Below are 12570 nucleotides of genomic sequence, written 5' to 3' on the forward strand. Positions count from 1 at the left end.
GACGGAAGACAGCATGAAGTTTCACCCCGCCGTTCTGATGCTGCTGACCTGGGCCAGCGCCTATGTGCTGTTCTTCGTCCTGCCCTTCACGCTCGAGGGCCGGTACATGTCGCTGTACGGCTCGCTGATCCAGGCGGTGTTCCTCGGCACCTTCTGCGCCGGCGCCCTGGTCGCCTCGCGGCCGTCGCACCAGTATCCGCGCAATCCGGCGGCGACGACCGACTTCCGCATGTCGGACCGGCTGCTGATGGTCGGCTGCTCCATCGCCATCGGCGTTCTGGCCATCGACATGTTCGAAAGCGGCAACCTGCTCGACCTCGCGGCCTCCTACGCCCAGCGTTCGGACCGCGCGACCGACCTGCTGCGCGGCGCGGCGTCGGACAGCTCGATCTGGTTCCAGATCGGCTTCCTCTTCTATCCCGCCGGCTACGTCTACACGGTGCGCGAGATCGCCTTCCGGCCCCGCCCGGCGCCGTGGCGCATCGCCCTGTTCGGCATGGCTCCGTCGGTCATGGCGGCCCTGGCCATGGGCGGCCGCGGCCCCCTGTTCTTCCTGATCGTCTTCGCCGTCTACGCCTACGCCCTGCGCCGTCAGGTGTTCCCCAAGGCGCAGAAGCCCGTCCGCCGCGTCGGCGTGCGCCATGGCCACGCCCCCGCACGCGCCGCCGGCCCGCCGATGCGCAAGGGCCGCAGTCCGTTCCGCTTCGGCCCCGGCTTCAAGATCGCCATGGGCATCGTCGGCACGATCTTCATGATCTACTTCGTGCAGGTCTTCATCACCCGCGCCGACGGCATCGGCGGCGTGGAGATGATGTTCGGCGCGGTCGGCCAGCGCTGGGGCGTCAGCTTCAACGGCCACTTCTCGAACGTCTTCTATTCGCTCCTCGGGGTCGAGGGGACGTACATGGTCTTCGTGTTCGCCTGGTACTGGCTCCAGGGCATCGTCATGTCGAACCAGATCTTCACCGACTACAACGGCCCGATGCTGCTCGGCACCTACGGCATCGACCTGGTGTCGGCGGCCATGCGTCGGATCAACGGCGAGTTCGTCGCCGACGGCTTCGACCGGCTGCTGCGGATGAACGTATACGGCTTCGTGCCCTCGGCCTTCGGTTCGCTGTACGTCGACTTCAAATTCTTCGGTTTGCTGCCCTGCTTCGCCTGGGGCTGGCTGACCGGCGTGGTCTATCGCAACGTCAAGCACGGCGTGGATCCGCGCTGGCTGCTGCTGGTGCCCTTCGTCAGCGTCGGCATCGTCATGAGCCTGAACAACACGCCGATCGGCCTGTCGAACGGCCTGATGCTGCACATCTGGCTGCTGGGCGCCTTCTTCCTGTCGCGACCGGCCCTGCGTCGCCAGGCGGCCCATGGCATGGCTCCGGTCCGCCCGACCGGCGAACCGGCCGGCGTTCTGGCCCGACGCGCCTAGCGCGGCGCGGTCAGCACGCCGCTGGCGGCGAGATCATCCGCCAGCCGCCGGCTGAGCACCGGCCACAGGCGCGGCTCGGTGTGGGCGGAGTCGAAGAAGTTTTCGTCCTCATCGAAGGCCTTCAGCGACACGAAGGCCACCGACGGATCGCCCCGGTGCTGCGCCAGCACCGCCGCGACGCCCTGCTGATAGGACGCCTCCGACACCGGCACGCCTGACCGGTGCCACTCGGGCAGCGGCAGGTCGAGGATCACCACCGCGTCGCCGTGCGAACGGATCAGGGCGATCAGGTCGGCGAGCTGGCGGAAGCCGGCTTCGGGCAGCGCCTTGTCGCCGCCGGCGCCGGTCAGCCGCTGGGCCAGCAGGGCCTGCTGCACCTCGTCCGGCACGGTCACCGTGTCCAGGTCCGGCTGTTCGCCGATGAACTCGGTCCAGCGCGACAGCGGGTCGGCGCCGCGGAAGCGGTCGACGAAATCCTTCACATGCGGCAGGTCCGTATTGACGAAGACGGCGCTGAAAGTCCGGCGCGGCAGGCTGGCGGCCACGGCCTGGGGCCGGAACACAGCCTCCATGACGCCCTGCACCTCCGGCGGATAGCGGGCCTCCAGACGGCCGTCGCGGCGCTCATGCAGGCCGCCGCGCAGCGCCTCGGTCGCCAGCGGATTCTCCCCGGCGCGGGGCGCCAGGAACTGCAGATAGTTCAGCGACACCACGAAGACCGTCCGCCCCTCGGCGTCCGACGGCCGGGCCAGATAGACCAGGTCCACGGCGTCGGCGAGCTCGCCGATCGAGGCGCCGCTCAGGCTGGCGTTGGCGACGCGCCAGCCGGGCAGCTGCGGCTCCATCAGGGCGGGGCGGAACGGGTCGCGGGCGTTCGAGGCGCCGAGGATGACGATGCGGTCGCCCGGCTGCGCCAGGGTCTCGCGGTTGAGCACGAAGTAGCGCGCCTCGTTGACCCAGCCGCGCTCGGTCGTGTTGACGACATGGGTGTCGAAGTGGGCGGGCCGCCACGGCAGGGCCAGCGTCGACAGGGCGATCAGCGCGCCATAGCCCAGCGCCGCGGCGGCGACGGAGAGGCCCAGCCATTTCCAGAAATGGATCATGTCAGAAGGCCTGATAGACGAAGTCGGAGGACGAGTTCAGCAACGGCACGGCGAAGGCCAGCAGCACGATCAGACCGGCCAGGATCGCGATCCGCGCCCCCCTCCCGTGAATCGCGCCGCCTGACACCTGATCCAGTTTCGCGAGCCGCATCGACCGCACGATGATCAGGATCGGGATGGCGAAGGCCGCCGACATCAGGACCAGCGCCAGCACGAAGCCGCCGACGCCCGCATGCGCCAGCAACGCGCCGATGCCGGGCACCGGGATCCAGAACGGTGTCAGCGCCAGCGACACCCAGGCCAGGGTCAGGCCGCGTGACGCCCAGATGTAGGCCGGGCGCTTCGTCAGCGCCTGATACGGCTTCTTGCCCATCCGCTTCGTAAGCTCGACCTGGTAAAGCTTGTTGATCGAGATGCCGACGCCCAGCAGCGCCCCGGTCAGCAGGTATTCCCACGACGACCCGTGCCAGAAGCCCAGCACTACGAAGGTGATGAACAGGGCGAAGACGCCGAGATAGGGCACGGCCGCCGCCGAGTCGAAGCGGCCCATCAGCAGCTTCAGCAGCGGGTTGAAGAAGTAGATCTTGAACCACTCGGACAGGGTGATGTGCCACCGCGACCAGAAGTCCTGGAAGTTGGTCGCCATGAACGGACGGTTGAAGTTCTCGGGCAGGACCACGCCGAACAGCCGCCCGACGGCGATGGCCATATCGGTGTAGCCGGAGAAGTTGGCGTACAGGAACAGCAGGTACAGCCCCGCCCCAAAGGCATACAGCCCCGCCAGCATCGGGAAGCTGGCGCCGCCGTCCAGCGCCCCCTGCAGCCGCCCGGCGAACAGCTCCTGCACCATCAGCAGGCACTCGCCCACCACCGCCACCTTGGCGAAGCCGACGAGGAAGCGAAGCAGGGTCGCGAACGCCGCGTTCGAATCCATCCCCGCCGGCGCGTCCAGGTCGCGGTCGAACGGCTCATAGCGATGGATCGGGCCCGACAGGAAGGCTGGGAAGAAGAACAGATACGCCATGTAGCGCGGGAAGGACGGCCGCTTCAGCGCCCCGTCTCCGACCTCGAGGACGAGGTGCAGCAGGCGGAACAGAATGTAAGACAGGCCAACCAGGGCGTAGGGGAACGGCAACTCCGGCACGGCGGCGACGAACGGATAGCGCTTCAGCCAGATGAAGACGGCCACCAGCACCAGGACGCTGAGCGCCACCGCATGCCCCGCCTTGCGCCGCTCGACCAGCACCAGGGCGGCGTAGCCCGCCAGCACGAAGGCGAGCAGCGGAACCGCCGCCAACGGCGAGGCGATGAAGCTGGCCGCGAATGCGATGTTGAGGGCGATCAGGAAGCCCGTGCGCCATGCCCCGCGCAGCGGCTGCGCCAGCAGCGCCGCGAGGAGCACGAAGCCCAGGAAGGCCATCGAAGTGAACTGCATCCGTCGTCGTCCCCCGAACGCCCGCTTCGCCGTCGCGCCTAGGCGCCCACGGCCGCCGGTCGCACGATCTGCATGGGCAGGGTCCTGTCCGCGACGCCCTCCAGCGCCAGCCGCCAGACCGTCTCACCCTCGTCCGTTTCGGCGATCTTCTCGAAGCCCAGCTTCTCGTAGTGTTTCGCCACCATCATGTTCTTGTCGCTGGGAATGAAGCGGCCGACCAGCGCCTTCGCCCCCGCCGCCTTCGCCGCGCGCACCAGCTCGGCCAGCACGGCCTCCTCCATGCGGCGGCCCAGCACCCGGCAGCTCATCAGCCAGGTGTCGATCTCCCAGGCGTCGGCGCCCCTGTCGGCGACGACCACCGAGATCATGCCGTTGTCGCCGAACACATCGGCCAGGCGCGCCTGCAGGGTGAAGCGGCCGGCGTCGGCCTCCATCTCCCCCACCTGCGCCTCGGTGTATCGGCGGGTGGTCAGGTTGAACTGGTTCGACTTGTTGATCAGCTGCGAGATGCGCGCGCGTCCGACGGCGTCGAACGGCTGGAAGGTCGCCACCATCTCCAGCGAGGCGTGGTAGGCGTCCAGCGAACCGGCGCTGCCCTGCAGTTGCAGCCGGCGCGCGTTCTCCTTGTAGAAGCCCGAGCGATTGCGGTCGTCGTCGGAGAAGGCCACGGCCTCGAAATAGCCGCCCGCGTTCAGCGCCCGCGCATAGAAGGCGGCGTCCGCCGGCAGTTCCGGCACGGCGATCTCGGGATGCTCGCTGCGCACCTGCATCCGCTCGGCGGGATTGTCGTCGAGGAAGACCAGGGCGTCGCGGCCCAGCGTCAGGGCGTCGGCGATGGTCGCCAGATTGGTCGCCTTGTCGATCCAGTTGGCCTGGAAGACCGCGATGTGATCCTCCTTCAGCAGCATGTCGGCATGCTGGCGGAAGGGCGTGCGCGCGGTCTCGTCCTCGTTCTTGGACGACACGGCCAGGACGACGCCGCGGCCGTGCAGGTCGAGGGCGCCCTGCTGCACCGACAGGTGCGCCTCGCCCAGCGCCGAGCCCTGGCCGATGACGATGCCTTCCAGCCCGTCGTCGCCGATGATCCCGCCCCAGACGGTGTTGTCGAGATCCAGCACCAGGGCCTTGCGGCTCTTGCCGCGCAGGGCGCCGATCACCCGCGCCACATGCTCGGCGTAGACCGGCGCGAACTCCTGGGCGAAGGGCAGTTTGCCGATGTTGCGCAGCACCGGATCGTGCCAGCGGTCCAGGCCCAGCGTCTCGGCCAGGCCGGCGATGTCCACCAGCAGCTCATCTCCCGGCAGGCTGTCGGCGAGACGGCGGTTCAGCTGATCCACCAGCCAGCGCGAGGTCCCCGGCAGGCGGAAGTCGTAGCTGCCGAACAGGGTCTCGGGCAGGCGCGGCAGGGTCTGCCAGATCAGCGTCGCCCTGGTATTGGCGCGCAGGCCGTCGCGGACCAGATCGAACTGGCCCAGCGCGCCGGCCAGGGTCGCCTCGGCCGCATCGGCGTCGCCCGGCGTTTCGCGCAGGGGCGCGCCATAGACGTCGACCGCGATCAGAACCGCATCTAGTTCCGACGTCGCCAGCAGGCCTTCCGGATCCAGCGCCTCCTGCACGATCTGGCCGAACGGCGCCTCGACCACCTCCAGCGCCAGCCCGTAGCGGAGCGCCGTCGCCTCCAGCGCGGGGGCGATCAGGGCCGTCGTAGAATTGCTCAGCACGCCCAGGCGGAACGGCGTCAGCGGCCGTAGAGAACGCCCCTCGCCCCGCGCCTTGCGCAGCGCCTTCGCCAGCCGGTTCAGGCCGTTGATGTCCAGCGCATGGTTCGCCAGCGCCTTCAGCGCGGGCGCCAGCGGCCCGTCGCTCGCCTGCGCCGCCGTCAGCCGGGCGGCGAAGTCAGCGGGTTTCGGAGGAAGCCAGAACAGGATTCCGCGGTCGGTCATCGCTTGTCCGTTCGAAGAAACGCCGCCGGGGCGATCAGCCCGCGCCGTTCAGCTTGCTCTCGACCAGGCCGGCCAGGTCGCCGACGGACTTCAGTCCGCCCAGTTCGACGGTGGAGAAGCGCACGCCGAAGGCCTTCTCGACCGACAGCATCAGCCGGATGTGGCTCAGGCTGTCCCACTCCTCGACGTCGTCCGCCGTCATTTCCGCGGTCGGCGTCAGGTCCTCGTCGTCGAAGACGTCGCGGAACACGTCGGTCAGCTTTTCGTAGATTTCAGTCTGGGACATTCGTCACGCCATCGATGCAGGAAGCAGCAGGAATTCAGTAGCCGACCCACCCGGGCCGGTCGAGCCGCGAGGCCCGTCAGGCCTTGGTCGCGATCAGCACGCACGAGATGCTGGCGTTGTATTTCACCGCCCGCTCCAGCGTATAACCGGTGACCGGGAAGTCGTGGGACACGTCGATGCGGAAGCCCTGGTCCTCGACAAATTTCGAGAACTCTCCGGACGACCGCCACAGGTAGATGTGGTCCGGCGCGGGGCTGTTGATCGGCACATGGATGAAGATGCGGCCGCCCGGCTTCAGCGCCGCGTGCAGGCTGCGCAGGGCCAGGTCGGGGCGTTCCAGATGCTCCAGCACCTCGGAGATGACGGCGGCCTCGAACTCCTCGATGCGGCTCGGGGCCTCCATCACGTCCTGCTGGACGAGGGCGATCTCGCGCGTGACGCCCAGCGTCTTCAGCGCCTCTCGCGTCTCCAGAATGCTGGCAGTGCTGACGTCCCACGCCTCCAGCCGGGCGATGTTCGGCGCCCGCGAGGCGAAATACAGGAAGAAGCCGTGGCCGGGTCCGACCTCGAGGTAGGAGGCGCCGTCCGGCAGGGCCGGCAGGAACTCGCGGCGGAAGGTGTCGAAGGCGCGGGCGTGCGGATCCCAGATGACCTGCGAGATCAGCAGACCCCGCATGTATTTTCCCATGTACTCGTGGTCGCTGTAGACCTCGTCATAGGCTTCCTGGAACGTCGACAGGCGATAGCGGCCCTCGCGCTGGAAGAACATTTCCTCTTCCAGAAAGCGCTCGGACATCCAGCGATAGTCTTCGACGTAGCGGCTCAGGGAGTCGCCGACATTGGCGAGGGCCAGGGCCGCGAACTCCTCGGTCCGCTGAAGAAAAGCGTCGTCGTCGTTACGGAACCGCGTCTCGCAATAACGGCGATGTTCCGGCCAGACCCGCAGAACTTCATCGACGGTCGTGCGCAGGCTGGGATAGGGCGCGAGTTTCTCGGCGATATCTTGCACCGTCATTCCTGTCTGGTTACCGGGAAGGGACCCTTTTCGAATGCCCCGTTTTGGCGGACAGGCCAAGCCTGAACGACAGAACCGGAGCGGGATTTCGAGCAGGAGCCCCCATCAAGCTTTGCCGCAACGCGGAAAGCGGCGAGGAGATGCATGCCGGTGAAAAAAATCCTCGTCACAGGCGCGACCGGTTTCCTCGGCCGGGCCGTCGTCGACCACCTGCTCGACCGGGGGCGGACGCTGCGGGCCGCCGTGCGTCGGGAGCTGGGACTGTGCCCCAGGGGCGTTGAGGTCGTGGCCGTCGGCGACCTGTCGGAAGCGACCGACTGGACCGCCGCCCTCGTCGATGTCGACGCCGTGGTCCACTGCGCCGGGCGGGCGCACGTGCTGCGGGAAACCGCCGACGATCCGCTGGTCGAGTTCCGGGCCGTGAACACCGCCGCCACCCTGGCCCTGGCCCGACAGGCGGCGCAGGCCGGCGTGCGCCGCCTGATCTTCATTTCCAGCATCGGCGTCAACGGGGCCGAAACAAGCGGCCGGGGCTTCCGCCACGACGATCCGCCGAACCCGCATTCGCCCTACGCCGTCTCCAAGGCCGAGGCAGAGGAAGGCCTGACCGCCATCGCCGACGAGACGGGGCTGGAGGTGGTGATCATTCGCCCGCCGCTGATCACCGGCCGCGATCCGAAGGGCAATCTGGCGACGCTGAACAGCATCCTCGCCAAGGGCCTGCCCCTGCCCTTCGGCCTCGCCACGAAAAACCGCCGCGACCTGGTTTCGCGCGAGGTGCTCAGCGACCTGATCGACGTGGTGATCGACCACCCGGAGGCCGCGGGCCAGACCTTCCTCGTCAGCGACGGCGCGCCGGTCTCGACGCGGGCCCTGCTGGAGCAGATGGCGGCCGCCGAGGGACGATCGCTCACGCTTCTGCCGGTCCCCACCGCCCTGATGTCCATGCCTCTGAAGATGGCAGGCAAGGGCGCGATGGCGTCCCAGCTGTTCGGCGACCTCGAGGTCGATATCGAACACACGAAAGCGACGCTGAACTGGTCGCCGCCGGGTCGCGGATAGGCTAGAAAACGGAACAAGCGTGCGTCGGAGGGTCGGTTTGAGCGTCTTCATCATCGCCGAGGCGGGCGTGAACCATAACGGCGACGCCGACCGGGCCTTGGGCATGGTCGACGCGGCGAAGGCGGCGGGCGCCGACGCGGTGAAGTTCCAGACCTTCTCGGCCGACAAGCTGGCGGCGCCCGGCGCGGAAAAGGCCGACTACCAGAAGCGCGAGACCGGCGAGGGCAACCAGCACGAAATGCTGAAGGCGCTGGAGATGTCGGAAGACCTCCACCACCGCCTGATCGCCCGCTGCCGCGAGGTCGGCATCGAGTTCATGTCGACGCCCTTCGACGAGGAGGCCGCCGACTTCCTGGTCGACGCCGGCATGGCGCGGATCAAGGTCCCGTCCGGCGAGATCGTGAACCACCCCTTCCTGCGCCATCTGGCGGCGAAGAACCGGCCGATGATCGTCTCGACCGGCATGGCCACGATGGACGAGATCGTCGAGGCCGTGGCCGTCATCGCGGAGACGCGGGCGAAGCACGGCTTCGACGCCTCGCTGGGCGACACGGTCACCATCCTGCACTGCACCTCCAACTATCCGGCCGCGCCGTCGGATGTGAACCTGCGCGCCATGCGCACCATCGGCGAGGTCACCGGCCTGCCGGTCGGCTATTCGGACCACACCCTGGGCCTGGCCGTCTCGACCGCCGCCGTCGGCCTCGGCGCGACGGTGATCGAGAAGCATTTCACCCTCGACCCGACCCTGCCCGGCCCCGACCACCGCGCCTCCCTGACCGTCAAGCAGCTGACTGATCTCGTCGGCCAGATCCGCGACGTCGAGGCGGCGCTGGGCTCGTCGGTCAAGGCGCCGACGGCGGCCGAGCTGCCGGTGCGCGCGGTCGCCCGCCGCTCGGTCATGGCCCGCACCGCCCTGCCCGCCGGCCACGTGCTGACCGAGGCCGATCTGATCCTGCTGCGTCCCGCCTCCGGCATCGCGCCGAAACATTTCGACGAACTCCCCGGCCGGTCGCTGAAAAGCGCCGTGACCGCCGGCGAGCCCCTGACCTGGGAGCACCTGGCCTGAGCATGCGGCGCATCTGCTACATCAGCGGCACCCGCGCCGACTTCGGCCTGATGCGGTCCACGCTGCAGATTCTGCGCGACCATGTGGAGGTGGACCTGGCGGTCATCGCCACCGGCATGCACCTGTCGCCCTGGTACGGAAACACGGTCGAGGAGATCGAGGCCGCCGGTCTGCGCATCGCCGCCCGCGTGCCCGTGCCGCTGGAGCCCGCGACCGGGGCGACCATGGCGCGGAATATCGGGACCATGGTCTCCGCCTTCGTCGACACCCTGGAAAGCGAGCGGCCCGACGCCGTCCTGTTGCTGGGCGACCGCGGCGAGATGCTGGCCGGCGCGCTGGCGGGCATCCACCTGAACATCCCCGTCGCCCACATCCACGGCGGCGAGCGCTCCGGCACCGTCGACGAACCGGTGCGGCACGCCATCTCCAAACTCAGCCACCTGCATTTCGCGGCGACCGACGAAGCACGCGAGCGGCTGGTGCGCATGGGCGAGGATCCGGACCGCATCCACGTCACCGGCGCGCCGGGCCTGGACGGCCTGATGGACGGCGAGCTGCCGGACCGCGACGAGGTGCTGCGCCTGCACGGCCTCGACCCGGCGCGGCCGTTCGCCCTGATGGTCTATCACCCCGTGCTGCAGGAGGCGGAGACCGCCGCAGACGACACGCGCCGCATCCTGAAATCGCTCGCCGACGCCGGCCTGCAGACCCTGGCCCTGATGCCCAACGCCGACGCGGGCAGCGAGGGCGTGCGCGAGGCTCTCGGCGAGGCGAAGGGCCAGCCCGGCCTGACCGTGCGCACCCACCTGGCCCGCCCCGCCTTCATCGCCGCCATGGCCCACGCCGACCTGATGATCGGCAACTCGAGCGCCGGCATCATCGAGGCCGCCAGCTTCGGCACGCCGGTGCTGAACGTCGGCCCGCGCCAGAACCTGCGTGAGCGCAACGCCAATGTGCTGGACGTCCCGGCGACGGAGGCCGCGCTGGCCGACGGCGTCGCCCGCCTGCTGGCGCAGGGACGGCTGGCGCCGCACAACGTCTATGGCGACGGTCGCGCCGGCGAACGCATCGCCCGCCTGCTGGCCACCACGCCGCTGGACGGAACCCTGATGATGAAGGTCAACGGATACTGAGATGATCCACCTGATCGGCGCCGGGGGGCACGCCCGGGTAGTCATCGACGCCCTGCTGGAAAGCGGAGCCGACCGGTCCGACATCGTCGTCCGCGACGGCCGCTCGGGCCTGACCGGCGCCGACCTTCTGGGCGCCCCGGTCGAAACGCCGGAGATCGATCCCTCGCTCGCCGGCAGGCGCTTCCACATCGCCATCGGATCGGCTGATGCGCGCGAGCGGCTGGCCGCGGCCGCCGTCGCCGCCGGGGCCGAGCCCGCGTCCATCGTCCATCCCGCGGCCGTCATATCCCGCTTCGCCACCGTCGAGCCCGGCAGCTTCATCGCCGCCCTCAGCGTCATCGGCCCGGTCGCCCGCATCGGGCGGCACGTCATCGTCAATCACGGCGCGGTGGTCGATCACGACTGCCTCGTCGGCGACTTCAGCCACATCGCCCCCAACGCCAGCCTCGGCGGCGGCGTCGCCATCGGCGCGCGCTGCCTGATCGGCGCGGGCGCCGTCGTCCTGCCCGGCGTCACCATCGGCGACGACGTCACCGTCGGCGCGGGCGCCGTCGTCACCCGCGACATCGGCCCCGACCAGACCTGGACCGGCGTCCCCGCCGCCCCGAAAGCCCCCTGAATGACCGAAGTCGACTCCTTCAGCGCCCCCCGGACCGCCACCATCCGCGACGCCATGGCGACCATCAACGCCTCGGGCATGCAGATGCTGCTGCTGGTCGACGAGGGCGGACGTTTCCAGCGCACCGTCACCGACGGCGACCTGCGCCGCCTGCTGCTGGCGGGCTCCGAAATGGGCGACAGCCTGGAGCGGCTGCCGGATCTGAAGTCGGTCACCGCCCCCGAAGAGGTCACCCGCAAGGCCGCCCTGGCCCTGATGGACGCCAACGAGATCAACCACCTGCCGCTGATCGACGGCGAGGGCCGCGTGGTCCGCGTGCTGAACCGCCGCGACATAGGCGCGCCGATCCTGCTGTCGACGCCGCACATGGGCGAGGCGGAGCTGTATTTCGTCGAGGAGGCGTTCCGCACCAACTGGATCGCCCCGCTGGGCCCCAACGTCGACGCCTTCGAAAACGAGATCGCGGCCCTGGTCGGCTCAAAGCACGCCGCCGCCGTCTCGTCCGGCACCGCCGCCATCCACCTGGCGGTGCGCATGCTCGGGGTGAAGCCGGGCGATAGGGTCTTCTGCTCGACCCTGACCTTCGCGGCCTCGGCCAATCCGATCGTCTACGAGGGCGGCGAGCCGGTCTTCATCGACAGCGAGCCCGACAGCTGGAACATGTCGCCCCGCGCGCTGGAACAGGCCTTCGACGCCGCGAAGGCCGAGGGCTGGCTGCCCAAGGCGGTCATCGTCGTGAACCTGTACGGCCAGTCGGCCGACATGGATCCGATCCTGGAGATCTGTAACCGCCACGGCGTGCCGGTCATCGAGGACGCCGCCGAGAGCCTGGGCGCGCGCTACAAGGGCAAGGCGTCCGGCGTGTTCGGCCTGATGGGCGTCTATTCGTTCAACGGCAACAAGATCATCACCACCTCGGGCGGCGGCATGCTGGTGTCCGACGACGAGGCGCTGATCCAGCAGGCCCGCTTCCTCGCCACCCAGGCCCGCGATCCGGCGCCGCACTACCAGCACAGCCAGATCGGCTTCAACTACCGCATGTCGAACATCCTGGCCGGCGTCGGACGCGGCCAGCTGCAGGTGCTGGAGCAACGGGTCGAGGCCCGCCGCGCCGTCTATGACGCCTATCGCGAAGGCCTCGCCGACATCCCCGGCCTCGCCTTCCAGCCCGAGCCGGAGTGGAGCTATTCCAACCGCTGGCTCTCGGCCCTGACCCTCGATCCGGAGGTCGCCGGCAGCACCGCCTCCGAAGTCATCCGCCGCCTCGCCGACGAGATGATCGAGTGCCGCCCGGTGTGGAAGCCGATGCACCTGCAGCCGGTGTTCAGCCACTGCCGCCACTTCGCCCACGGCAACGAGCCGGTGTCGGACCGCATCTTCGATCAGGGCCTGTGCATGCCCTCCGGCTCGAACATGAGCCCCGAGGAGATCGCCCGCATCATCGACGCCATGCGCGGCGCGCTGAAGGCCCGTTGA

11 protein-coding genes are annotated in these 12570 nt (G+C 69.1%); 6 read left to right on the plus strand and 5 right to left on the minus strand.

What is annotated here, in order from left to right:
* Nucleotides 1-13: 13 nt before the first annotated feature.
* A complete protein-coding gene (locus GGR12_RS14915; protein WP_183205314.1) occupies nt 14-1429 on the plus strand; it encodes an O-antigen polymerase in 1416 nt (471 codons plus the stop codon).
* On the opposite strand, the gene GGR12_RS14920 is transcribed toward GGR12_RS14915, so the two are convergent.
* The 5 genes from GGR12_RS14920 to GGR12_RS16870 form a co-directional block, all read right to left on the minus strand.
* Nucleotides 1426-2532, minus strand: a complete 1107-nt coding sequence (locus tag GGR12_RS14920; protein ID WP_183205315.1) for a hypothetical protein — start codon at nt 2530-2532, stop codon at nt 1426-1428. The genes GGR12_RS14915 and GGR12_RS14920 overlap by 4 nt on opposite strands.
* Before the next feature lies 1 nt (nt 2533).
* Nucleotides 2534-3967, minus strand: a complete 1434-nt coding sequence (locus GGR12_RS14925) for an MBOAT family O-acyltransferase (protein WP_183205318.1) — start codon at nt 3965-3967, stop codon at nt 2534-2536.
* A gap of 38 nt (nt 3968-4005) precedes the next feature.
* Nucleotides 4006-5910 (minus strand): HAD-IIIC family phosphatase, encoded by a 1905-nt coding sequence (locus GGR12_RS14930; RefSeq protein ID WP_183205320.1) that lies wholly within the window; start codon nt 5908-5910, stop codon nt 4006-4008.
* 34 nt (nt 5911-5944) lie between these two features.
* Nucleotides 5945-6196, minus strand: coding sequence for an acyl carrier protein (locus GGR12_RS14935; RefSeq protein ID WP_183205322.1), 252 nt, complete (start codon nt 6194-6196; stop codon nt 5945-5947).
* Between the two features lie 76 nt (nt 6197-6272).
* On the minus strand, nt 6273-7205 hold the full coding sequence (locus GGR12_RS16870; RefSeq protein WP_183205324.1) for a methyltransferase domain-containing protein: 933 nt from the start codon (nt 7203-7205) through the stop codon (nt 6273-6275).
* A gap of 150 nt (nt 7206-7355) precedes the next feature.
* Between GGR12_RS16870 and GGR12_RS14945 the strand changes: the two genes are divergently transcribed.
* The 5 genes from GGR12_RS14945 to GGR12_RS14965 are packed head-to-tail and all read left to right on the plus strand — an operon-like array spanning nt 7356 to nt 12570.
* Nucleotides 7356-8273, plus strand: a complete 918-nt coding sequence (locus tag GGR12_RS14945; RefSeq protein ID WP_183205326.1) for an NAD-dependent epimerase/dehydratase family protein — start codon at nt 7356-7358, stop codon at nt 8271-8273.
* A 37-nt stretch (nt 8274-8310) separates the two neighbouring features.
* A complete protein-coding gene (gene neuB, locus GGR12_RS14950) occupies nt 8311-9342 on the plus strand; it encodes an N-acetylneuraminate synthase (protein WP_183205328.1) in 1032 nt (343 codons plus the stop codon).
* A gap of 2 nt (nt 9343-9344) precedes the next feature.
* Complete coding sequence (gene neuC, locus GGR12_RS14955) at nt 9345-10475, plus strand: UDP-N-acetylglucosamine 2-epimerase (protein ID WP_183205330.1); 1131 nt, start codon at nt 9345-9347, stop codon at nt 10473-10475.
* A gap of 1 nt (nt 10476) precedes the next feature.
* On the plus strand, nt 10477-11094 hold the full coding sequence (locus tag GGR12_RS14960; RefSeq protein WP_183205338.1) for a NeuD/PglB/VioB family sugar acetyltransferase: 618 nt from the start codon (nt 10477-10479) through the stop codon (nt 11092-11094).
* Nucleotides 11095-12570: an aminotransferase class I/II-fold pyridoxal phosphate-dependent enzyme gene (locus tag GGR12_RS14965; protein ID WP_183205340.1), complete on the plus strand. Its 1476-nt coding sequence runs from the start codon at nt 11095-11097 to the stop codon at nt 12568-12570.

Source organism: Brevundimonas lenta, assembly GCF_014196335.1.
GTDB classification, from domain to species: Bacteria; Pseudomonadota; Alphaproteobacteria; order Caulobacterales; family Caulobacteraceae; genus Brevundimonas; species Brevundimonas lenta.